Origin of the sequence: Sideroxydans sp. CL21 (assembly GCF_902459525.1) — a bacterium.
GTDB lineage: Bacteria > Pseudomonadota > Gammaproteobacteria > Burkholderiales > Gallionellaceae > Sideroxyarcus.
Genome location: NZ_LR699166.1, coordinates 1,890,331 through 1,913,404, shown reverse-complemented (window position 1 = coordinate 1,913,404; position 23,074 = coordinate 1,890,331). Strand labels below are relative to the sequence as shown.

The 23,074-nt window shown below is 55.3% G+C and carries 24 protein-coding genes and 1 tRNA gene; 22 read left to right on the top strand and 3 right to left on the bottom strand.

Annotated features, from left to right (window positions below; genetic code table 11):
- The first annotated feature begins 221 nt into the window (after positions 1–221).
- Positions 222–812 (top strand): YIP1 family protein, encoded by a 591-nt coding sequence (locus tag QOY30_RS08930; RefSeq protein WP_349496685.1) that lies wholly within the window; start codon positions 222–224, stop codon positions 810–812.
- A gap of 222 nt (positions 813–1,034) precedes the next feature.
- On the opposite strand, the gene QOY30_RS08925 is transcribed toward QOY30_RS08930, so the two are convergent.
- Positions 1,035–1,125: transfer RNA gene (locus QOY30_RS08925), tRNA-Ser, on the bottom strand.
- A gap of 41 nt (positions 1,126–1,166) precedes the next feature.
- On the bottom strand, positions 1,167–1,928 hold the full coding sequence (gene gloB / locus QOY30_RS08920) for a hydroxyacylglutathione hydrolase (protein WP_283744269.1): 762 nt from the start codon (positions 1,926–1,928) through the stop codon (positions 1,167–1,169).
- Positions 1,929–1,946: 18 nt separating this feature from the next.
- On the opposite strand from gloB, the gene QOY30_RS08915 reads away from it, so the two are divergent.
- The 11 genes from QOY30_RS08915 to QOY30_RS08865 all read left to right on the top strand — a co-directional run bounded on the left by QOY30_RS08915 (position 1,947) and on the right by QOY30_RS08865 (position 11,210).
- Positions 1,947–2,699, top strand: coding sequence for a class I SAM-dependent methyltransferase (locus tag QOY30_RS08915; RefSeq protein ID WP_283744268.1), 753 nt, complete (start codon positions 1,947–1,949; stop codon positions 2,697–2,699).
- Positions 2,683–3,138 (top strand): ribonuclease HI, encoded by a 456-nt coding sequence (rnhA, locus tag QOY30_RS08910; protein ID WP_283744267.1) that lies wholly within the window; start codon positions 2,683–2,685, stop codon positions 3,136–3,138. The genes QOY30_RS08915 and rnhA overlap by 17 nt, the downstream gene beginning before the upstream one ends.
- Positions 3,135–3,836, top strand: a complete 702-nt coding sequence (gene dnaQ, locus QOY30_RS08905) for a DNA polymerase III subunit epsilon (RefSeq protein ID WP_283744266.1) — start codon at positions 3,135–3,137, stop codon at positions 3,834–3,836. The genes rnhA and dnaQ overlap by 4 nt, the downstream gene beginning before the upstream one ends.
- Positions 3,809–4,696, top strand: a complete 888-nt coding sequence (locus QOY30_RS08900) for an alpha/beta hydrolase (protein ID WP_283744265.1) — start codon at positions 3,809–3,811, stop codon at positions 4,694–4,696. Before dnaQ ends, QOY30_RS08900 begins: the two co-directional genes overlap by 28 nt.
- A complete protein-coding gene (locus tag QOY30_RS08895) occupies positions 4,696–5,871 on the top strand; it encodes a BaiN/RdsA family NAD(P)/FAD-dependent oxidoreductase (RefSeq protein WP_283744264.1) in 1,176 nt (391 codons plus the stop codon). The genes QOY30_RS08900 and QOY30_RS08895 overlap by 1 nt, the downstream gene beginning before the upstream one ends.
- Before the next feature lie 48 nt (positions 5,872–5,919).
- Complete coding sequence (locus tag QOY30_RS08890; protein WP_283744263.1) at positions 5,920–6,522, top strand: LemA family protein; 603 nt, start codon at positions 5,920–5,922, stop codon at positions 6,520–6,522.
- Complete coding sequence (locus QOY30_RS08885) at positions 6,523–7,386, top strand: TPM domain-containing protein (RefSeq protein WP_283744262.1); 864 nt, start codon at positions 6,523–6,525, stop codon at positions 7,384–7,386.
- Entirely contained in the window at positions 7,387–7,887 is a 501-nt protein-coding gene (locus QOY30_RS08880) for a TPM domain-containing protein (RefSeq protein ID WP_283744261.1), read from the top strand. It begins immediately after the preceding gene.
- A 7-nt stretch (positions 7,888–7,894) separates the two neighbouring features.
- Entirely contained in the window at positions 7,895–9,385 is a 1,491-nt protein-coding gene (locus tag QOY30_RS08875) for a CYTH and CHAD domain-containing protein (protein ID WP_283744260.1), read from the top strand.
- Positions 9,386–9,472: 87 nt separating this feature from the next.
- Positions 9,473–9,874, top strand: coding sequence for a hypothetical protein (locus QOY30_RS08870; protein ID WP_283744259.1), 402 nt, complete (start codon positions 9,473–9,475; stop codon positions 9,872–9,874).
- Positions 9,875–9,974: 100 nt separating this feature from the next.
- Complete coding sequence (locus QOY30_RS08865; protein ID WP_283744258.1) at positions 9,975–11,210, top strand: MFS transporter; 1,236 nt, start codon at positions 9,975–9,977, stop codon at positions 11,208–11,210.
- Positions 11,211–11,255: 45 nt separating this feature from the next.
- On the opposite strand, the gene QOY30_RS08860 is transcribed toward QOY30_RS08865, so the two are convergent.
- Entirely contained in the window at positions 11,256–13,244 is a 1,989-nt protein-coding gene (locus tag QOY30_RS08860; protein WP_283744257.1) for a UvrD-helicase domain-containing protein, read from the bottom strand.
- Positions 13,245–13,702: 458 nt separating this feature from the next.
- On the opposite strand from QOY30_RS08860, the gene QOY30_RS08855 reads away from it, so the two are divergent.
- The 10 genes from QOY30_RS08855 to pheS all read left to right on the top strand — a co-directional run bounded on the left by QOY30_RS08855 (position 13,703) and on the right by pheS (position 23,065).
- Positions 13,703–14,257 carry a hypothetical protein gene (locus QOY30_RS08855; RefSeq protein WP_283744256.1) on the top strand — a complete coding sequence of 185 codons (555 nt, stop codon included), beginning with the start codon at positions 13,703–13,705 and terminating at the stop codon, positions 14,255–14,257.
- A gap of 13 nt (positions 14,258–14,270) precedes the next feature.
- Entirely contained in the window at positions 14,271–15,218 is a 948-nt protein-coding gene (locus QOY30_RS08850) for an MlaD family protein (RefSeq protein WP_283744255.1), read from the top strand.
- Between the two features lie 11 nt (positions 15,219–15,229).
- Entirely contained in the window at positions 15,230–16,027 is a 798-nt protein-coding gene (locus tag QOY30_RS08845; RefSeq protein ID WP_283744254.1) for a tetratricopeptide repeat protein, read from the top strand.
- A 7-nt stretch (positions 16,028–16,034) separates the two neighbouring features.
- A complete protein-coding gene (locus QOY30_RS08840; protein WP_283744253.1) occupies positions 16,035–17,822 on the top strand; it encodes an adenylate/guanylate cyclase domain-containing protein in 1,788 nt (595 codons plus the stop codon).
- Positions 17,822–18,604 (top strand): ABC transporter permease, encoded by a 783-nt coding sequence (locus tag QOY30_RS08835; protein ID WP_283744252.1) that lies wholly within the window; start codon positions 17,822–17,824, stop codon positions 18,602–18,604. Before QOY30_RS08840 ends, QOY30_RS08835 begins: the two co-directional genes overlap by 1 nt.
- A 238-nt stretch (positions 18,605–18,842) precedes the next feature.
- Positions 18,843–20,756, top strand: a complete 1,914-nt coding sequence (gene thrS, locus QOY30_RS08830; RefSeq protein ID WP_283744251.1) for a threonine--tRNA ligase — start codon at positions 18,843–18,845, stop codon at positions 20,754–20,756.
- A 21-nt stretch (positions 20,757–20,777) separates the two neighbouring features.
- Positions 20,778–21,296 carry a translation initiation factor IF-3 gene (gene infC, locus QOY30_RS08825; protein WP_283746050.1) on the top strand — a complete coding sequence of 173 codons (519 nt, stop codon included), beginning with the start codon at positions 20,778–20,780 and terminating at the stop codon, positions 21,294–21,296.
- 131 nt (positions 21,297–21,427) lie between these two features.
- On the top strand, positions 21,428–21,625 hold the full coding sequence (gene rpmI / locus QOY30_RS08820; protein WP_283744250.1) for a 50S ribosomal protein L35: 198 nt from the start codon (positions 21,428–21,430) through the stop codon (positions 21,623–21,625).
- Positions 21,626–21,635: 10 nt separating this feature from the next.
- Positions 21,636–21,995: a 50S ribosomal protein L20 gene (rplT, locus tag QOY30_RS08815; RefSeq protein WP_283744249.1), complete on the top strand. Its 360-nt coding sequence runs from the start codon at positions 21,636–21,638 to the stop codon at positions 21,993–21,995.
- A 59-nt stretch (positions 21,996–22,054) separates the two neighbouring features.
- On the top strand, positions 22,055–23,065 hold the full coding sequence (gene pheS / locus QOY30_RS08810) for a phenylalanine--tRNA ligase subunit alpha (protein WP_283744248.1): 1,011 nt from the start codon (positions 22,055–22,057) through the stop codon (positions 23,063–23,065).
- Positions 23,066–23,074: the final 9 nt, after the last annotated feature.

Sequence of the window (23,074 nt, the reverse complement as noted above, 5' to 3'; positions counted from 1 at the left end):
TGCATGGCTGGTCTGATGATTCAGGCTGGCATCAAGTTTTCGACCAATCTCCTAAGATTTAAATCAGGAATCTCCGCGTCATAACAGCTCCTCCATACCTAGCTAAGTTCAGAATAAAGTTGTATCAATTGCTTGTTGTTTAGATAAAAAAATAACATGTAACTTTTATCAGCTATTGTGGTCTATATGGCTCCGAAACTTTACAAGTTAGGAGGTTTGCCATGACACAACTCCATTTACCCCACATGCCCAATTTTGGGGGGTGGTATACGTTAACTCATAGTCATGTATCTGTTTTAAAGCTATTTTTTCTTTACGCACTACCGCTTTCCATAATCCCGCCTATGATGATGCATTACGCAGGCGTCATGTATGGTGGGCAATTGTTGCCGACCCTTACCGAAATTCAATTGCAGACGATCGGCGTTGCATTCTTCCTGACCGAAATGGTCATGACCTTCGTCATCGCATTCATCGTTCAACGCTTGGGCGCAGTGGTTGACATCAAACCCGCCTTCGAGGATGCATACAAGCTGGCGGTGGTGGTGCCGACGCCGTTATGGCTCGCACCACTGTTCCTGTTCATCCCCAGCTTCATGCTCAACCTCACGATAGCGGCGGCGGCGATGATGCTTTCCGGCGTACTGATTTTTTACTGTGTTCCGGCTATCCTCAAGGTCGAGGAAGAGGGCCATGCGATGTTGTTGTCCGGATCGATCCTGGCTGCGGGTATGGTGGTTTGGGCAGCGATGATGTATCTCACTTTGCTCAGCTGGAGCTTTGTCTCATCGAGCCTGTTACTTCTGATCTGAACTGACAGAAAAATGCAGCCTATTCAGTCTGGTGGGCGGGGAAGGCGAAATCCTTCCCCGTTTTGTTTGCGGCGTTTAGTAAGCGCTACTTATTTGAAATTAAAGTCTGCTGCTCGTTTTCTCAAGTTTTGCAAGGTACGGAAAATTTCCGGGGTGGTGCGGAAACTGAAAATACTATAAAAAAACATGCAGCTATTATCATTCCAATAGCGTAAATACTCGTGGCGGAGAGGGCGGGATTCGAACCCGCGGTGGGGTATTACCCCACACACGCTTTCCAGGCGTGCGACTTAAACCGCTCATCCACCTCTCCGAAAGGGCGCGCAGAATAAACTAGAACGACTTTTACCGCAATCAAAAACGATCGCGCCACTGGCGCAAGGCTGTGAATACGGCAAGTTCACTGGTATCAACCAGGCCGCGAGACTGCAAGGTCTGTATGAGTTCCTGGCTGGTGCAGCGCAAGAAGGGGTTGGTGGCTTTTTCCAATGCGATGGTGAAAGGGACCGTGGGGCGGTTTGCTGCACGCAACAAGTTGGTTTCAAGGTTGCGTTGCTGGATATCCGGGTTGCCGGGTTCGCAGGCAATGGCAAAAGGCAGGTCGTAGGCGGTGTATTCGTGCGCACAATAGACGAGCGTTTCGTCAGGTAGTGTGGCCAGGCGCTGCAGCGAATGGTGCAACTGTGCCAGCGTCCCCTCAAAGTTTTTGCCGCAGCCCGCGCCAAACATCACATCGCCGCAAAACACGACGCTTGGTGCAATGAAGGCGAGGTGATCGTCAAGGTGGCCGGGCACCTCGATGATGTCGAAAACGGCGTCCAGTGTGTCGAGTCGTAGCCGGTCCCCCTCGCGCAAGTCGTGGGTGATGTGCGGGTTATTCGGATGTTTCCGCCCGTACACCGGCACGTTATATACTTCACGCAATTCAGAGATGCCGCCGATGTGGTCATGGTGGCGGTGGGTACACAGGATCGCATCCAGTTGCAGCTTGTTTTCCTGCAGGAAATCCAGTACGGGAGCCGCTTCGCCGGGGTCGACCGCGACGGCATGGCGTCCAAGGTGGAGCAACCAGATGTAGTTGTCCTGCAAAGCGGGGATGGTGGTAATGGTCAGCATGATCGAAACAGGAATCGGATGCCTAATTGTAATTTAACTGCGCAAAGTCTGAGTGAATGGTTCGCCAGCGAACAGGGTGGCTATGTGCTGACGCGCGAGCAGGACTATTTTGACCATACGGTGAGTGATATTTTTGGTTTCAACGCGATGCAGGTGGGCTTGCAGGAATGCGATTTCCTGCGCAGCAGCCGTATGCCGTTGCGCTTTGCTGCGGGAAATCAGCCTGGAAACGACGTGCGCATATGCTGCGACGAATTGCCTTTTGCCTGCGACAGCCTTGATATGGTGCTGTTGCCGCATGTACTTGAGTTTGCCGATAATCCGCATCAGATATTGCGCGAAGTGGAACGCGTGCTGAGGCCCGAGGGGAATCTCATCATCAGCGGCTTCAATCCTTTCAGTCTTTGGGGCATGCATCGCGCCTTGGGCAGAAAACAAGGCTATCCGTGGTGCGGGCACTTTATCAGGCTCCCCCGACTGAAAGACTGGTTGGCTCTGCTCGGTTTTGAAGTGGCCGGCGGACGTTTCGCCGCCTATGCGCCGCCTCTGCATCATACGAAATGGCTGGAAAGCTTTTCCTTCATGGAAAAGGCGGGCGACCGTTGGTGGGCGGTCAGTGGTGGCGTGTATTTTCTGCATGCGATCAAGCGTGTACCTGGCATGCGCCTGATCAAGCCGCAATGGAACAATGGATTGGTAAGGAACCTGTTACCGGCATCACCGAAATTGAACAAGGGCGTGACACAAAAGAAAAATGGACAAGATGAATGACGTAGTCGAGATATTTACCGATGGAGCTTGTAAGGGCAACCCCGGCGTCGGCGGATGGGGCGCATTGTTGCGCGTCAAAGGCAAGGAACGGGAGTTGTGCGGAGGAGAGGCACATACCACCAACAACAGGATGGAGTTGCTGGCGGCGATTTCCGCGCTGGAAGCGTTGACACGCCAATGCAAGGTACGTTTGCATACCGACTCGAAATATGTGCAGCAGGGCATCAGCGAATGGGTGCATAACTGGAAGAAGCGCGGCTGGAAGACGGCAGACAAGAAACCTGTGAAGAACGAAGATCTGTGGCGCAGATTGGATACCCTCGCTGAACAGCATCATGTCGAATGGATATGGGTCAAAGGCCATGCCGGTCATGACGGCAATGAACGGGCGGATCAGCTTGCCAATAAGGGAATAGAAACGTTGAAGGGGCAGGCATGAGGCAGATCGTACTGGATACCGAGACGACCGGTCTCGATCCAAGGCAGGGACATCGCATCATCGAAGTGGCGGCCATCGAATTGAACGGACGCAAAGTGTCGGATCGCACTTTTCACCGTTACATCAATCCGGAACGCGAGATAGACGAAGGCGCGGCGGCAGTGCACGGCCTGACGCTGGATCGATTGCAGAACGAGCCAAAGTTTGCCGAAATCGCTGCTGCACTGCTGGAATTCATCGCCGGAGCAGAGCTCATCATCCACAATGCACCTTTCGATATCGGTTTCCTCAATGCGGAATTATCGTTGGCCGGACTGCCGACACTGAACAATCCGGTGATCGACACCCTGAAAGTTGCCAAGGAGTTGCACCCCGGCAAGAAGAACAACCTGAATGCGTTGTGTGACCGCTACCAGATCGATAACTCTCACCGCACCTTGCACGGGGCGTTGCTGGATACTGAATTACTTGCGGAAGTATATCTGGGCATGACGCGCGGGCAGGAAAGCCTGCTGGGCGAAGAAAGCAGCGATGCGGATGGTGTGCAATTTACTGCAGCCGGCGAAGCGATCTGCTTGAGCGTCCGGGTACTGTCTGCAAGCGAGGATGAGTTGTCGCTGCATAATGCACAATTGGAAGACATTGAAAAAGCAAGCAAGGGAGCGTGTGTATGGAAAAGGCTGGAAGGACGGGCGTGATCCTGAAGTGGTCCCGCCGCATCCGCTGGACGCTGATGTTGTTGATGACAGCTTATATACTGGCCTGCACTTATATGTGGGCGACGCAACTTCATTATATCTTCGTGCCCAGGTCGTTATTGCAGACAACTCCCGATCGGCTGGGTATGAAATTCGAAGAAATTCATATTCCGTCGGGAAACGGCGCAGAACATGGAGATCTGTATGGCTGGTGGATTCCGGCGGATGACAAGAATGCGTCTACCCTCCTTTATCTGCACGGTAATGACAAGAATATCGGATATGCGCATGACATTGACAGAGTGGCTCGCCTGCACAGCATGGGCTACAACCTGCTGACGATCGATTATCGCGGGTATGGCAAAAGCACGGGTGGAAAACCTGCGGAGCTCAAGGTATACGAAGATGCCGAAGCGGCCTGGACCTACTTGATCAAGCAACGGGCCTGCGATCCCAAACGAGTATTCATCTACGGACATTCGCTGGGTAGCGCGGTAGCCATCGACCTGGCCGTCCATCACCCTGAAGCGGCCGGGATCATTGCTGAAAGCAGCTTTACCTCAATGATCAATATGGCCAAACTGGAATACCCGTATTTGCCGGTTGAATTTCTGCTGAACCAGCGCTTCGATTCTCTGGAAAAAATACACGGTTTGAAGATTCCAATACTGCTCATACACGGCACATGGGATCGTCTTGTTCCATATCAGATGAGCCAGCGCCTGTACGATAATGCACCGCAACCGAAAACCTTGAAATTGGTTGAAGGTGGCGAACACGGCAACATAAGCATCATTGCGCCGCTGGAATTTCGGGCTACCGTAAGCGAATTTATCCAGCACAACTCAGCCCAACCCTGATGAACGAAAAACAAGCCGATGTACTGATCATCGGGGCAGGTGCGGCAGGCATGATGTGCGCTTTGACAGCAGCTCAACGCGGCCGGTCGGTATTTTTGCTGGACCACTCATCGAAGCTCGCGGAGAAGATACGCATCTCGGGCGGAGGGCGCTGCAACTTCACCAACCTCAATGCCAAACCGGAAAACTTCCTGTCGCAGAATCCGCATTTCTGCCGTTCCGCGTTGGCACGCTTTACACCGCAACACTTTATTGCCATGCTGAACAGGCACGGTATCGGATACCACGAAAAGACGCTAGGCCAATTGTTCTGTGACGATGAATCCGAAGCCGTCATCGCCATGCTTAAGGGAGAATGCGATGCGGCGGGCGTACACTGGTGCATGCCATGCAGCGTGGAAAAGATTGAGCGTAGCGATACCTTCCGCGTGTCGACGTCGCGCGGAGAATTCAGGGCAGGGTCGCTGGTCATCGCTACGGGCGGCCTGTCCATTCCCAAGATCGGCGCGACGCCGTTCGGTTACAAAATCGCCGAGCAGTTCGGTGTGCCGGTGACCAAACTCAAACCGGGGCTGGTTCCGCTGAGCTTTCATCCCGGGGAATGGGCAGCTTTCAGCGAATTGGCAGGTGTTTCCCTGGATGCGGCGGTGAGCTTTGGCAAGCAGAGTTTTCGCGAGAATCTGCTGTTCACCCATCGCGGGTTGAGCGGACCGGCCATCCTGCAGATTTCCTCGTATTGGGAACATGGCAAGCCGCTCTCCATCGACCTGTTACCGGATCACGACCTGCGCGAAATATTCACGCAACACCGCAGCAGCAAAATGTTGCTGGGCAACTTCCTCACACAATATTTGCCAAAGCGCTTTGCCGAGATCGTCGCAAATCAATGGATGGAGAACAAACCGCTCAACCGGTATGCGGAGAAGGAGTTGCGCGCGCTGGCCGAAAAGTTGAAGAACTGGCAGGTCACACCGACCGGCACATTGGGCTATGGCAAAGCGGAAGTGACCTGCGGCGGCGTGGATACACATGCGCAATCGTCAAAGACGATGGAGTGCAACAATGTGCCGGGCCTGTATTTCATCGGTGAAGTACAGGATGTCACCGGACAGCTTGGTGGCTACAACTTTCAGTGGGCGTGGGCATCTGGCTATGCCGCCGGGCAAGCCGTTTAGTGCTATAGTTTTTACGGATGTAACCCAGTTTCTTTAAGGAGATCTAAAATGCGTGTTCTGTTGATGATTTTGATGACTGTATTGCTGAGCGGTTGCGGTTACAACGATTTTCAGAAGAATGACGAGCAGGTCAAGGCCGACTGGTCCGAAGTGCTGAACCAGTATCAGCGCCGCTTCGATCTGGTTCCGAACCTGGTCAACACGGTCAAGGGTTATGCCCAGCAGGAAAAAGAGGTGTTGATCGGCGTGACCGAAGCGCGGGCCAAGGTGGGCACCATTCAGGCCACTCCGGCATTGATCAATGACCCGCAGGCATTCGCCAAATTCCAGTCGGCACAGGGTGAACTGACCTCCGCGCTGAACAAGCTGATGATGGTGACGGAAAACTACCCGCAATTGAAATCGGATGCGGTCTTCCGTGATTTGCAGGCGCAGCTGGAAGGTACGGAAAACCGCATCACTGTCGCCCGTAATCGCTACATCAAGTCGGTGCAGGCCTATAACGTGCTGGCGCGTTCTTTCCCGACCAACCTGACCGCCATGATGTTCAGCTACAGCGTCAAGCCTTCGTTCACCGTGGAGGACGAGAAGGCAGTATCAAAGGCCCCGACGGTGGATTTCTCGGCACCCAAGGCAGCACCGGCAAAATAAATGAACCATTTCTGGACGCGGCTTATTCTGCTTGCGCTACTGCTTTGCGGCACAGCGCAAGCAGAGGTTGACGTTCCAAAACTCACTCAGCGCGTAACCGATCTCACCTCCACGCTGGATGCCACCCAGAAACAGGCGCTGGAAACCAAACTGGCGGCATTCGAATCCCGCAAAGGGTCGCAGATCGCCGTGCTGCTTGTGCCCAGCACGCAGCCTGAGACAATCGAGCAGTTCGGTATCCGTGTTGTCGACGTCTGGAAGCTTGGGCGCAAAGGCGTGGATGACGGCGTGTTGCTGCTCATCGCCAAGGACGACCGCAAACTGCGCATTGAGGTCGGTTACGGGCTGGAAGGCGCACTGAACGACGCGACGGCGAAACGCGTCGTGTCGGAGATCATAGGTCCGGATTTCAAGCGCGGGGAATTCTATGCAGGCATCGATGCAGGTGTGGACGCGATCATCAAGGTCATCGACGGTGAACCATTGCCGCCTCCGTCACAGCGGACGTCCTCGCAATCCGGCGACGGATCGGACAACTTCGGTCAATTGATCGGCGCCGGATTCGTGATTTTCATGATGGGCAATATTATTTTGCGCCAGTTGCTGGGACGGCTTCCCAGCGGTCTGATCGTTGGCGGGGTGATCGGCGCTCTGGCATGGGTGATGTTGCTCTCGATCGGCTGGGCGGTTGCCGCGGCGCTTGTAGCCTTCGTGCTATCCCTGCTCTTCGGGATGGGGGGCGGCGGTTCGTCTTTTCCTTCCGGCTGGGGCGGTGGAGGAGGATGGGGTAGCGGAGGCGGTGGTGGGGGTTTTGGCGGGGGAGGTGGAGGTTTTGGCGGTGGCGGTGCTTCGGGAGACTGGTAAATGAACTTCAAACGTATCCTTAAACACCTGTCGGTAAGCCATGCTGCGATGCGTCGAGTCTTTCCGCGCAAGGCGCTGGAGAACATCGAACATGCCATAGCCGAAGCGGAGAAGATGCATGCTGGACAGATCCGATTTGCGGTTGAAGCTGCCCTGGATATCAAGCCCCTGCTTGCCGGACAGACCGCGCGCGAACGGGCTATCGAAGTCTTTTCCAAGCTGCGCGTCTGGGATACCGAACATAACAACGGCGTGTTGATCTATTTGCTGCTTGCCGACCGGAAAGTCGAGATCGTTGCGGATCGTGGCATTCACGTCAGGCTTGGCCCGGCAATTTGGGAAGCGGTCTGTCAGGAGATGGAGAACGCATTCCGTCAGGGCAAGTTCGAACAAGGCGTCATTGCCGGAATTCGCAGCGTGGGCAGCCATCTTGCGCAACATTACCCGCAAATCGGTGCCGGCAAGATCAACGAACTGCCGGACAGTCCAGTCCTGCTCTGAGTCCGTTGTGGCGATCGAAACCGAACTCAAGCTGCACATTGCGCCTGAAAATCTGATCAGGCTCAAGCGGCATCCATTTCTTCGCTCTCTATCTGCCAGCCGCGCCCGCACGCTCAAGCTCTACAGTATCTATTACGATACCGCAGACCTTGAATTGCGCCGCCAGGCGATGGCTTTGCGGCTGCGACGGGCAGGCAAGCAATTCGTGCAGACGCTGAAGGGCGGCGGAGAGGTCAGCGCGGGCCTGCATCAGCGCAACGAATGGGAAACCCCGGTCCCGTCCGAACAACTGGATTTTGCCCTGCTCAAAGCCGGCGGCGGTCAGCTGCCGCACGGCGTGCGCAATCGGCTGCAGCCTGTTTTCGTCACCGAATTCTCGCGCAACGTGCGCATGCTGGAATTCGAAGGAGCCGAGATAGAGCTGTGCATGGACAGCGGCGAGATACGTGCCGGACAGTCAACCGGCCCGATCTCGGAACTGGAACTCGAGCTGAAATCCGGATCTCCACAGCAACTGTTCAAACTGGCGCTGGCCCTGCTCAATATTGTACCGATGGATGTCGAACATACCAGCAAGGCAGAATACGGGTATTTGCTGTTTTCCGGAGCAAAGCCGTCGGTAAGCAAGGTCAGGTTTCCGGCCCTGAAAAAACTTCAACCGGTCACTGTTGCCCTTCAAAGTCTGATAAGCGCATTCCTGTCTCATGTGCAGTCCAACGTGCCGGGTGCGTTGCTTAAACTGGACGAGGAGTATCTGCATCAGGTCCGTGTCGGGCTGCGACGTCTGCGCGTGGTGCTCGCCATCGCCCAGCGACATCGTCCCGATGACGCCGAATTGGCGGCTCTGCGTCTGCAGATGGCGAGACTATGTGTGGAACTGGGACGTGCGCGTGAATGGGATGTGTTCGTCACTCAAACGCTGGTACCGATCCTTGCCCGATTGCCTGATCATGACGGGCTGCGGGAAGTCCTCAATGCGGCTGATCGGATGCGCAAACACCAGCATGCCGGAATGGAAGGCAGCCTCGCCTCACAGGATTTTCAACGCTTGCTGCTGCGCTTTGGCGCGTGGATGCATGGTCTGCAGTCGGCCGAGTCCGAAGCTACGCTGGAAAAATTCGCGACACGTATCCTGGATAAGCGCAGCAAACAAGTCCTTGTGCACGGCAAGGGCTTGCTTGGCGAAGACCCCGCACAACTTCATGCTTTGCGCATTGCCTGCAAAAAACTCCGGTACAGCATCGATATGTTCGGTGCCTTGTTTCCCGGTTCAAAGTCGGGCAACTACTTGACGGTATTGACCGAATTGCAGGATATCCTGGGTGTCCTGAATGACATTGCCGTGGCACACCGCTTGCTGGCGGAGTTGGATAATGCCGCTCGGCACGATACACTCATGCTTGTGCGCGGATGGATGGAACACGACTACGCCGAACGCATCGCAGAGTTCCGCAAAGCCTGGGAAAGATACGCGGCACAAAAGGAATTCTGGCACTGAATTGAATGCCGCACTTGTCTGATATTTTCCTGCAGCTAGACAGGAAAGTCCGTAAAGCAAAAAAATTATCTGGAAGGTTTGTACAGAATGAGCAAGAAACGTCCGCCTTTGCGGGTTCCGGTCACGCAAGGTCTGAAAGACATCTACGCGATGGACATGCACCTGCCTTACGAAGCTGCATGCGAAGGACGTTTCACCGTCATTGCATTCTCACGCCTGGCGACGGCAATCTCGGTCGTCCGCACCGCTCTCGAGAACAAGAATACCCGGATCGTCAATGCCATCGAAACCCTGGATGCCGCCATCCTGACATTGATCGAGGTGCGCAGACGGGGGGATTCGACCGGCATATGGGAGATAACAGAAGCCGAACGCTCCAGCGTGCTGGACGGCATCGAAGTCGCGGAACAATGCATCGGCGTGCTGGATGTTGCGCTTCTGGAGCAGACCGCGGAAGCGATATATAAGCATATGACGAACGGGAAATAGATTTAAGCCCGCCACATTTTGCAGCGTGAACGCTATCCAACAGGCAAAGGTCGGCCGATACTTGAATCCTTTGCTGGATAACGAGGACATCTGCTGAACTATGCCACAATCTTTTCCCCCATCCCCGATGCACCCCTTGCGCAATCCCGCTTTTCTCAAGCTACTGGCTTTTCGGATTCAAATTGTTCTCGCCTACCAAATCATCGCGGTCGTGGTCGGATGGCACATCTATGAACTGACGCACGATACGCTGGCGCTCGGGCTTATCGGCCTGGCCGAAGTAATCCCGTATTTCAGTTGCGCGCTATTTGCCGGTTATGCGATCGATCATCATTCGCGGCGCAAGTTCGGCGTGATGGCCGGCCTGTTGACGAGCGTGAACGCGTTGGTGCTGGTAGCCACTACCTTTATGACGTTGAAGGACCCTGTGCTGTGGATTTATGGCTCAATTGCCTGCGGCGGAGTGGCGCGCGCGTTCATCAGTCCTTCTTACAACTCGCTGTTCGCGCTGGCATTGCCGCGCGATCAATATGCGCGCGCTGCCGGGGTCGGAAGCTCGATCTTCCAGTTGGGATTGGTCGCAGGACCGGCGCTCGGCGGGGCATTGGTCGCCTGGGCCAGCCTGACGAGTGCGTATGCAGTGTCTGCGGTCCTGGCCATGAGTGCGGCCCTGACGTTGCTGTCTTTGCGCATCGAGGAGCCGCCTCCCGCAAAAGCGTCCCCCATATTTTCCAGCATAGGAGAAGGGTTGCGCTTTGTGTTCGGCAACCAGATCATCCTGGGAGCGCAGGCGCTGGACATGTTCGCGGTGCTGTTTGGCGGTGCGGTCGCCATGTTGCCGGCTTTCGTGCAGGAGATTTTCCACTACGGTCCCGAAGGTTTGGGCATCCTGCGTGCCGCTCCCGCTGTCGGAGCCATCATGATAGGCATCTTCCTCGCAAGGCATCCCATCAATAAACATGCCGGGCGCTGGCTGCTTGCGGCAGTGGCGGGGTTTGGCGTCTGCATCATTGCATTCGCCATGAGTAACTATTTCTGGCTTGCTGCGCTGTTGCTGATGCTGTCCGGTATTTGCGATGGCGTGTCGGTGGTCATGCGCACCACCATCATGCAGCTGGCAACGCCGGATACGATGCGCGGCCGCGTCGCTTCCATCAACGGGATATTCATCGGTTCATCCAACGAGCTGGGTGCGTTCGAGTCCGGCCTCGCTGCACGGCTGATGGGACTGGTTCCATCAGTCATCTTTGGCGGAACCATGACGCTGGTTGTCGTGTCGACTACCGCTTTTATGGCACCCAGACTGCGCAAACTGGATCTGCATCATTTGCACTAGGTGCAATGAACGAAGTACGGCCACGGGCTGTGGCTCAGGACATATTCATTTCAACATTGCCTTCAGCCGTGCCAACTTGTCCATTCCTTCATCCTTGGTGACCGCAGGCGCGTTACCCACCGTCGCGACCCCGGAATAAACGATGTCCGCCTGCGGCAGTTCGGCGATAAAGCGGCTGGGATCGCAGCCGGAAAATTCCTTGCCGCGTTTGCGTCGGGTACAGTAACTGATCTGCAGCGAGCGCTGGGCGCGGGTGATGCCGACATACATCAGACGGCGTTCTTCCTCGATCTGCTCCGGCGATTCGCTGCGCTCGTGCGGCAGGATGTTCTCTTCCACGCCGACCAGGAATACGTGACCGAACTCCAGTCCCTTGGCAGCGTGCAGTGTGGAAAGCGATACGGCATCGGTTTCCTGGTCGCGCGATTCGAGCAGGTTGAGCAGCGCAATCAACTGCGTCATTGCAATCATGGTCTTTTCGTCTGTTTCGGATTTGCGATTCATCCAGCCGGTGAAATCCTGCACGTTGTTCCATTTATTTTCCGCCTGACGCGGTTCGTGGCTGTCAAATAACCAGGCTTCGTAGTCGATGGCGGAGAGCAGGTCATTCAACACTTCGCTGCATGGTTCTTTTTCGGCTCGAGCCTGCATACGATTGATGAAGTTGCAGAAGGTGAGCAGATCTTCATGTTGGCGCGACTGCAGATGATGTGCCATTTCGCCGTCAAACGCCGCCTCGAACAGGCTGATGTTGCGCGAGCCGGCATGTGTCGCCAATTTTTCCAGTGTGCTGTTGCCAATGCCGCGCTTGGGTGTCGTGATCGCACGGATGAAGGCGGGATCATCGTCGGGATTGGCAATCAGGCGCAGGTAGGCGGTAAGATCCTTGATCTCGGCATGGTCGAAAAACGAGGTGCCGCCGCTGACGGTGTAAGGCACTTTGTGGGTGCGCAGCTGCTCCTCAAACACGCGCGACAGATGGTTGCTGCGATAGAGGATGGCGTAATCGGCGAAGCGGGTACGGTTCTCGAACTTGTGCGCCAACAGACGCAGCACCACGGATTCCGCTTCATTTTCTTCATCTTTTGCCGCGAACACGCGCACCGGATCGCCGGGACCATGTTCGCTCCACAGGTTCTTCTCGAACAGCTTGGTGTTGTTCTTGATGAGGTGGTTGGCGCTTTGCAGGATGCGCTGCGAAGAGCGGTAGTTCTGCTCCAGCTTGATGACGCGCAGGGTGGGATAGTCTTTCTGCAAGTTGTGCAGATTGGCCGTGCTCGCGCCGCGCCAGGCATAGATGGCCTGGTCATCGTCACCCACCGCGGTGATGGCGGCCCGGTCGCCCGCCAGCAGCTTCATCATCTGGTACTGGCAATCGTTGGTGTCCTGGTATTCGTCGATGAGCAGGTAGCGGAAGCGCTGCTGCCAGCGCTGGAGTGCTTCTGCATTTGCCTTGAACAGTTCCACCGGCAGTCGGATGAGGTCGTCGAAGTCCACCGACTGATAAGCGCGTAACGTTTCCTGGTAGCGCGCATAGAGCAGGGCGATGCGTTGTTGTTCTTCGTTTTCGGCCTGACTTTCCGCTTGCTGCGGCGTGAGGAAGGCAGCCTTCCAGTTCGACATCACGCTTTGCGCGGTGCGAATCTCCTGTTTGTCCGGACTGCCCAGCAGTTCGCTGATGATCTTTCCCGTATCGGCGCTATCGAATATGGAGAATTGCTTCTTGTAGCCGAGTAGCGGCCCATCCTCGCGCAGGATCTGCATGCCTAGCGCATGGAAGGTGCTGATGGTCATACCCTTGGCATCGCGTCCGCTCAACAGCTTTCCGACGCGCTCGCGCATTTCGTTTGCGGCTTTGTTGGTGAAAGTGATGGCGGCCACGTTGCGCGGCGAATAGCCGCAATCTTCGATGAGATAAGCAAGCTTGTGCGTGATGACACGCGTCTTGCCGCTGCCGGCCCCGGCCAGCACCAGGAGGGGACCATCCAGATATTTGATTGCTTCGCGTTGCGTGGGGTTAAGTTTGCTCGACATCAGCTTAATACTCTAAACCTGAATTGAAATTGAAGCGGTATGGCGATTTTGCAGCGACGGATTTTAAATCCGCAAGTGGTATAGCAATCATCTTATATTAATCAAAGTGTTATGCTGACGAACGAATATTCGTCGTAGCCGACAAACTCAAGGACGAATTATGGCAGTTATTCGAGAGTGACAACCATATCAAACTTCTATTAAAGCGATTTGGGCTTATCTCAATAAAGACGATATCTCCAATCTGTACCTTGACATAATTGGCGAAGCAGGTCAGTTCGCCGCCAGCCAAAGAAGCGACTCGTTTTATCGGCAGTGTATAGTTGCGCCTTCATCGCAACAGTAAAACATTGACGGGGGTAACATTGGGAGTAACAAACGACATCACGAATTGCAGTATCAGGCGAGTACGCCTGTTTGCGCGAGCTATTCAATAACAAACGCATTTCGAGAAACCCGTGTTTACACTCAGTCTGCATGGAGAAGAAGGTACCCAGGCCCTGCTGCAAGCAGGCTATTCATACTGTCTTGTCGTCCGTTCCGAATCCCAGCGCTCTGCGCTACTTCAAAATCTGGGCGATCAGTCCGGTGTGGTCATCGTGCCGCACAACGGCGGTTTGATCAGCAATCTGCGGGTATGGGAAAACATCACCCTGCCGGTGCAGTATCATGGCATCGAAGTCGCCGGAAAACTTGAAGACCACGTGGCCCGGTTGCTTGTCCAGTGTGGTGCGCTAGACGAAAGTGCCGTGTCCGAACTGCTGCTTAAACTGCCCGATCAATTGTCGTTATACGAAAAGAGGCTGGTCGGTTTCGTGCGAGCCATGTTGATGAGTCCGGAGCTGATTATTTACGATTCCATGAACGAGGGGCTGTCGCGCAAGGAATTGGCGCGCGTGGTCAAATTCGACAAGGTATTCCGTTTATACTTCCCATTCCGTACGTCGGCGCTGGTAAGCTTCGAGGAATACAGCGACAAGGACGATCCGAAGCAGCTTGTGATTCATCTATAACCAAAATTCCGGGATGAAGCTAGCCACCTACAATTTGAGATTGCAGAACATCGAAAAGCGCACCAGGCAATTCATGCTGGGTGCAATCGGCGTCATGCTGCTCGTGCTGGCCATGATCGCGTCCAGGCAGGATTATTTCCATCGCAGTACCTCGATCTACTTTTTCACTCCCAACGCACAGGGTTTGAGCAAGGGCATGGCGGTCAAGTTCATCGGCTTCAAGGTCGGCAGCGTGCAGGATGTGAGCATGCAGCCCAACGCGACAGTGCAGGTCAAGGTGGCGCTGGATAACGAATACGTGCACCTGATCGGGCAGGATGCCAAGGCCAGACTCATCAAGGAAGCGCTGGTCGGCGAGAGCGTGGTGGAGATCATTCCCGGCTCGCAGCAGGTGAAACAGGTGACGCAAAATAGCGTGCTGGCATTCGAACGGGGACAAGATGCCAGTACCGTCGTCGAAACGCTGGCGGCGCAGTTGCAGCCTATCCTGAGCGACGTTCACCAGATCACTTCTTCCGTCAACAATCCGAATGGCGACGTCCAGCAAACACTGAAGAACCTGAACCAGGCTTCGGGAAGTTTTCGGGAGACCGTGAATCAATTCACGCAACTTGGCGCAAGCAGTAACAAGAAGCTGGAAGGGGCGTACGTAAAGATCGACAAGGCATTGGATCGCGTCAATTCAAATCTGGAAACTCTGGATAAGGGAATTCCCAAGCTGGTGGACAAAGCCGATACGACCCTGAGCAATGTTCAGTCGGCCACGGCAGACATCAAGAAAATCACCAATGAATCAGCCGCAGAGATTCCTGCACTGGTGCGCAATACCAATTCCCTGGTTCAGGACGGACAGGAGACTCTGGGGGGCGTGAAGAAGTCCTGGCTGTTCAATGGCATGTTCTCCAAACCGGAAGAGCAGATGCTTCCGGTTGACGGCTACGTTGCGCCGAGGCAGCCGTGAGGGGAACGAGAATGGGCTTCCGCTCACACATTGCGATCCTGTGCTGCCTTGTGCTGCTGTCTGCCTGCAGCCATGTGGAAGAAATGCGCAGTGCACGGCAGGAACGGGCTACGGAATTCAACCAGCGGGCGCAGCGCGCATTCCTGCGCGGCGAGTATCAATCCGCAGCCGACCTGTACGGGAACGCGCTGCAGTTGGATGTCGCGATCGAGAACGTGAACGGCATCGCCATCAATATGCTCAATCTCGCCAGGGTGTATCAGGTTCTGGGCAATCCCGCACTGGCTGAACGCTACCTGGACAGTCTGCTGGAAGACAAGGCACTCCGCTATCCGCCTGCGCAGCTTGCCGCTGCGGCAGTGCAAAAGTCCCTGTTGCGCTTGCAGGAGAACGATGTGGCCGGCGCCACGGCCTGGGTGGAAAAATCTGCCGGGTATTGCGGGCCGGATTGCACGCTTGCCGGCGTGATAGACAACGCGCGAGCCGGCATCGCATTGCGAGCGAACGATGCGGATAAAGCCCTGCAATGGAGCGAGCATGCCACCTCGGAAAATAAAGGCAGTTCGCAATTGGAATACGCCAACTCCTTGCGCCTGACGGCTTCTGCCAGGCTTATGAAGGGCGAGTACGACACCGCACTGCGCCTGTCGGAAGAAGCGCTGGCCATCGACAAGTTGCTGGGCTTGCCGGAAAAGATACGCCAGGATCTGCTGTTGTCGGCGCAGGCACACGAAAAGCTGGGTCATGCCGAACAAGCCGCGCAGTGCCGTGACAGGGCGGCACGCATTGCGGCAACTGCGTTGAAGTGAGGGCGTGATGGAAGCGCTGACGCGGCTGAACGATCCGAAAATCAGGCTGCTGCTGGGCTTGTGTATCTGCCTGTTGACGGCATTGCTACTGGATATTTCCCAGGCGGGCAAGGCACTGAGCCGTAGCGTGCTGGACGATCAATTCGGTTTCCTGCATCGTTACGAAGCACATCCGGTGACAAATGATGTCGTTATCGTCGGCATCGACGAGGAATCGTATAAAACGTTCAATGAACCTTTAGCCTTGTGGCATCCTTATCTGGGCAAATTCCTGCAAGCGATGGCGATCGCCAAACCCGCCGTGGTCGGTCTGGATATCGTGTTGCCCGAGCGCTCATATGAGTTTCTGATTCCGCAATACGATCAAAGCCTGCTGCAAGGCCTGCAGACCGCCCGGGCACAGACGCCGTTGGTGCTGGCGCAGACGGTGGAAGTCAACGGGGAGTTCCGCAAAGTGTATGAGCCAGTCGTTGCAGCTTCAGGGGGCAACACGCTGGCGTCGGTGATGGTTTGCCCGGACGATGATGGCGTAGTGCGTCACTTCGATCCCAACCGGTGTACGGTGAATGCGCACGGCTCCATGCTGGTCGAGAAAATGGCCGAGCATCTGGGCAATGCAAAACCGGGCACGGGGCTGGTGGATTTCGGGGCAGGACAGCCGTTTGAGTACATCCCTTTTGCCAAAGTACTGGAATGGCAGGTACAAGGCAATGCGGAGCAACTGACCGGGATTTTCGGCGGCAAACCTGTGCTGCTGGGCGTGGTGTCGCCGCTGGGCGAACGAGTGAATTCGCCTGTCCCGCTGGCCGCCTGGGACCCGTCCCGGCATCGCATCCCCGCCGTACTGATGCAAGCGCAAATGCTGCGCTCGATGCTGGGCGGCGGCATGATACGCGAAACGAACGACTATGCAGTATTGGCATTGACGCTGCTTGCAGCCTTATTCTGGCTGGGACGCACAGGCTGGTTAAAACTTGTTGCTGTGGCCGCTTTCCCGCTATTGCTAGTATCCGTTTCAACATGGCTAATGGAGCAGGGTACGTACCTGCCGATAGGGGGCATCCTGCTTTCCGGCCTGTTTTCCTTTCTGGCACGTTTGGCTTTTGAGGGTGTGTTGCAACTGCGACAACGCAAATGGCTGCGCGGCACATTTGGCAGCTACGTCAGCCAGGACGTACTGCATGAGATCATGGCTGGCAATATCCGATCCGGACTGGTCGGCGCACGTATCCGGGTATGCATCCTGTTCGCGGATATTCACGATTTCAGTGAGCGCAGTGAGAAATGTCTGCCGCAAGAAGTAGTGTCATTGCTCAACGACTATTTTTCCGAGATGACTGTGGCCATCCACCAGTATAAAGGCACGGTGGACAAGTTCGTCGGAGGCGGAATCATGGCCTTCTTTGGCGCACCGCAGGCACTGGAATGTCCGGAGAAGAATGCGCTCGAAGCGGCGCAGGAAATGCTGCTGCGCCTGCGTCATATCAATGCGCGCTTGCAGGAGCAAGATATCGCACCTATCGAGATCGGAATTGCACTGCACGCAGGGGAGGCGATCATCGGGCACATCGGTTCAGAGTTGCGGCATGAATACACGGCTATCGGCAAAGCAGTGAGCCTGACCGCCGGGCTGGAAAGGCTGACCAAGACTTTGAAATATCCCGTGGTGTGTTCTGACTCTGTGGCAAAAGCGGTGGAGAATTCGGGCGATTTGATCGACTGCGGGGAGCATGCGGTAAATGATGCTTCGTTCCATGTGTACGGCTGGACCCCTCCGTTGCTGGCCGCAATCTGATGTTTGCATTCTGGCCGAAATTTTTCGCCTGGCTGAAGATGACGCGGATGCGCCAGACTGTGGCTGGTGCTTCACAACTGCTTTGGTATGCCTTTACGCATCTGCGTGTATTGCGCATCGCCCCCGTGAACGCAGTGTTTTACCGCCAGATATTTTTCACGGGCGTTGAGGCATTGCGCATCGTTGCCGTGTTCGGGCTGCTGAGCGGCGCACTGGTCATCACCCAGATTACCTCGCTGGTCGGCGGGGACAGCGAACTGACAGTGAAGATATTGATCTGGACCGTGGTGCGCGAAGTCGGCCCCTTGTTTGCCGCCATCATCATCATCGCCCGCAGCAGCGCCGCCATCGCCTCCGAACTGGCGCTGATGAAGACGCGCCACGAGATGACCAGCCTGATCCGCATGGGCATTCCGCCGCAGGATTACCTGCTGGTGCCGCGTATCGCCGGTGTGACGCTGGCCGTACTGGCCCTCACCATTTATTTTCAGGTTGTCGCCATCGGCGGCGGACTGGCGATCAGTGCCATGTTTCAGAATGTGTCTTACCTTGATCAGGTCGGGCGATTCCTGCAAACAGTCAAACTCTCCGAATTCGTCGTAGTCGGCGTCAAAGGTTGCCTGTTCGGTTTGGCCATCTCCACCATCTCCTGCTACAACGGCATGCAAGCCCAGCCTTCGGTGACCGAAGTGCCCAAGGTCGCCATCAAGGCCGTGCTGCAAAGCCTGCTGTTCGTGTTCACGCTGGATGCCTTGATAGCCTACCTCGGCATGTTGGAGTGAGTTGCGCTATACTTCGCGCCCGTTTGGCGCATGGTGCGCCTACAGGCTGTTGTAAAACTACTGCGGTGGTCATCTGCGGCGTTGCGCGGTACTCGCTTCCTCGCCTACCTAAAAGGTATGTCTCGGTCGCTACGTGCCGTGCGCCTTGCATCTGACCATCCTCGCGACGTTTTTCAACAGCCTGCCAAAATTTGAAAGTGCGGCAGTCGCCGCATTTGTTTTTAGCAAAGTGAATAAAATGCCTGTCATTACCCTACCGGATGGTTCGCAACGCAGTTATCCCAACCCCGTGACCGTGGCCGAGGTCGCGCAGAGCATCGGTGCCGGTTTGGCGCGTGCGGCTCTGGCTGGCAAGGTGGACGGGTTGCTGGTGGATACTTCGCACCTGATTTCCGGCGATGCCAAGCTGTCCATCATTACCGACAAGGATGAGGACGGCGTCGATCTGATCCGCCACTCCACGGCGCACTTGCTGGCGTATGCGGTGAAGGAGTTGTTCCCCGAGGCGCAGGTGACTATCGGCCCGATGATCGAGAACGGTTTCTATTACGACTTTGCCTATTCTCGCCCTTTCACGCCGGAAGATTTGGCAGCCATCGAAAAACGCATGGCGGAGCTGGCAAAGAAGGATCTGCCGGTGACACGCAAAGTGTTGCCTCGCGACGAGGCTGTGGCTTATTTCAAATCCATCGGCGAGAAATACAAGGCCGAGTTGATCGAGTCCATTCCTGCCGATCAGGATGTTTCGCTTTACAGCGAAGGAGAATTCACCGACTTGTGCCGCGGTCCGCACGTGCCATCGACCGGCAAACTGAAGGCATTCAAACTCATGAAGGTGGCTGGCGCCTATTGGCGCGGCGACTCCAGGAACGAGATGCTGCAACGCATCTACGGCACGGCCTGGGCGAAGAAGGAAGATCTCGACGCCTACCTGACCCGGCTGGAAGAGGCGGAGAAGCGCGACCATCGCAAACTCGGCAAGCAACTGGATCTGTTCCACATGCAGGATGAAGCGCCGGGCATGGTGTTCTGGCATCCCAAAGGCTGGGCGATGTGGCAGGTGGTCGAGCAGTACATGCGCCGTGTATATCGCGACAACGGTTACCAGGAAATCCGCTGTCCGCAGATCATTGACCGCGTGCTATGGGAGAAATCCGGTCACTGGGAACATTTCAAGGCCGGCATGTTTACCACCGAGTCGGAAAAGCACGAATACGCGATCAAGCCGATGAATTGCCCCGGCCACATTCAGGTATTCAATGCCGACCTGCGTTCTTACCGCGAACTGCCGTTGCGCTATGGCGAGTTCGGCTCCTGTCACCGCAACGAGCCGTCCGGCGGTTTACACGGGTTGATGCGCGTACGCGGGTTTGTGCAGGACGATGGTCACATTTTCTGTTCTGAAGCTCAGATCGAGTCGGAAGTGACAGCGTTCAATGCACTGGTACTGAAGGTTTACAAGGACTTCGGCTTTCACGATGTGGCGGTAAAGCTGGCGTTACGACCTGATGGACGTGTCGGCTCCGACGAAATCTGGGACAAATCCGAAGATGCCTTGCGTGCCGCTTTGCGTGCCTCCGGCATGACCTGGGTAGAATTGCCGGGAGAGGGCGCTTTCTACGGTCCGAAGATCGAATTCCACATCAAGGACGCCATCGGCCGTTCCTGGCAGTGCGGCACCATCCAGGTGGACTTTTCCATGCCAGGCCGCTTGGGCGCCGAATTTGTGGATGAGGACAATAGTCGCAAGGTGCCGGTGATGCTGCACCGCGCCATATTGGGATCGTTGGAGCGTTTCATCGGTATTCTGGTCGAAAACCATGCCGGTGCAATGCCTTTGTGGCTGGCACCGACGCAGATGGTGGTCATGAATATCTCTCAAGCGCAGGAGGAATATGCCGGGAAAGTGGCCGAAACGCTGCGGGCATCCGGCTTCCGTGTGCAATCGGATTTGCGCAATGAGAAGATTACCTATAAAATACGCGAACATAGCTTGCAGAAGTTGCCTTACCAGCTAATTATTGGCGACAAGGAAGTGGCTGCAAGTCTCGTTGCCGTGCGATCCCGAACAGGTGAAGACCTTGGGCAGATGTCGGTGGAGGCGCTGGTTCAGCGCTTGCAAGCCGAACTGCATGCGGAGAGCGCGGTTTAATTTTTTAATGGAGAATTTCCAATAGCACAAGATAAGTCGCAGCGTATCAATGAGCAGATAACAGCACCACAAGTGCGGCTCATCGGCGCGGAGGGAGAGCAGGTTGGTGTCGTGGCAATTGCGGAAGCATTGCGTATGGCTGACGAAGCGGAACTGGATCTGGTAGAGATCGCGCCTTTGGCGGAACCGCCAGTTTGCCGAATCATGGATATCGGCAAATTCAAATATGCGGAAGCCAAAAAGCAGCATGAAGCCAAGCTGAAGCAGAAACAGGTTCAGATCAAAGAGATCAAATTTCGGCCGGGTACGGACGAAGGCGATTACAACATCAAGTTGCGCAATCTGATCAAATTCCTGGCTGATGGTGATAAAACCAAGATTACCTTGCGTTTCCGCGGCCGCGAGATGGCGCACCAGGAGATCGGCATGAAGCTGATTGAGCGCATTAAGGGCGATCTGGATGAACATGGAATGGTGGAGCAATTCCCGAAGATGGAAGGCCGTCAGATGGTGATGGTGATCGGTCCGAGGAAAAAATGATTTTGTATCGCAACGGAGCAAGGGACTTGCCGTTGCGGTGGTAGTAAAAAAGAGTCCCAGATAAGTGGTTCCGGGTTTTCAAGCGTTCCTGTCAGGAACCTCCCGGCGTCATCAAATAAAATGGAGTCGTTATGCCTAAGATGAAAACCAAGAGCGGAGCGAAGAAACGCTTTGTTGTCCGCGCCGGTGGCAGCATCAAGCGTGGTCAAGCGTTCAAGCGCCACATTCTTACCAAAAAAACCACCAAGAACAAGCGTCAACTGCGTGGCTCGACTGGTGTCCACGAAACCAACACGGCGTCCGTTCGCGCCATGATGCCATACGCATAAGGAGTAAAAAATGCCAAGAGTTAAACGTGGTGTAACGGCGCGCGCGCGCCATAAGAAAGTTCTGGACAAAGCCAAGGGTTATCGTGGTCGCCGCAATAGCGTCTATCGTATTGCCAAAGAAGCGGTGATGAAGGCTGGTCAATATGCTTACCGTGACCGTCGTCAACGCAAGCGCCAGTTCCGCACTTTGTGGATTGCCCGTATCAATGCGGCTGCACGCGAGCAGGGAATGGCGTACAGCGTGTTCATGAACGGCCTGAAGAAGGCGATGATCGAGATCGATCGCAAGGTGCTGGCCGATCTGGCCGTGTTCGACAAACCTGCGTTCTCGCAGATCGTCGCACAAGCCAAAGCCAGCCTCGGCGCGTAAATATTGCGCTATATAAAAAAGGAGGCGTCATGCCTCCTTTTTTGTTTCAAGACTAGACGATGCAAGAACTACAAAAAATTCTCGATGACGCGCTGCAAAGCTTCGCCGCAATAGAAGATGCGGCAGAGCTGGAAAATGCCAAGGCGCGTTATCTCGGCAAGGAAGGCAGTCTGACCGGCCTGTTGAAAGGCTTGGGCAAACTTTCCGCGGAAGAGCGCCCGACTGCCGGTGCGCGCATCAACCAAGTCAAACAGCAGATCGAGGCGGCACTGAATGCGCAACGCGAGGCCATCCAGAATCGTGCGTTGAACGCCAAGCTGGCAGCAGAGTCGCTGGACGTGACTTTGCCCGGGCGCGGTACGGGTGTCGGCGGTTTACATCCGGTTACGCGTACGCTGGAACGTATTGCATCTCTGTTCCATTCCATCGGTTATGCCGTGGCGGAAGGTCCGGAGATCGAAAACGATTTTTACAACTTCACCGCGCTGAACATTCCTGCCGACCATCCGGCGCGCGCCATGCATGACACTTTCTACATCGACGAGCAGCATGTGTTGCGCACGCACACCTCGCCGATCCAGATCCGTTACATGCAAGCGCACATGGAGAATTACAAACACCTGGAAACGATGCCGGACATCCGCATCATCGCGCCGGGGCGCGTCTATCGTGTGGATTCCGATGCAACCCATTCCCCTATGTTTCATCAGGTGGAAGGTTTGTGGGTAGGGGAGAAGGTCAGTTTCGCCGATCTGAAAGGCGTGATTGCCGATTTCCTGCAGAATTACTTCGAGACTGAAGACATGCAAGTGCGTTTCCGCCCCTCCTTCTTCCCGTTCACCGAGCCCTCAGCCGAGATGGATATGAGCTGGAAGGGCGGCTGGCTGGAGATCGGCGGCTGCGGCATGGTGCACCCGAACGTGCTCAAGCATGTCGGTATCGACAGCGAGAAATACATCGGCTTCGCCTTCGGCATGGGCGTAGAGCGCTTGGCCATGCTGCGCTACGGCGTGAATGATCTCAGGCTGTTCTTTGAAAATGATCTTCAATTCCTTAAGCAGTTTTCATAATGAAAAAAT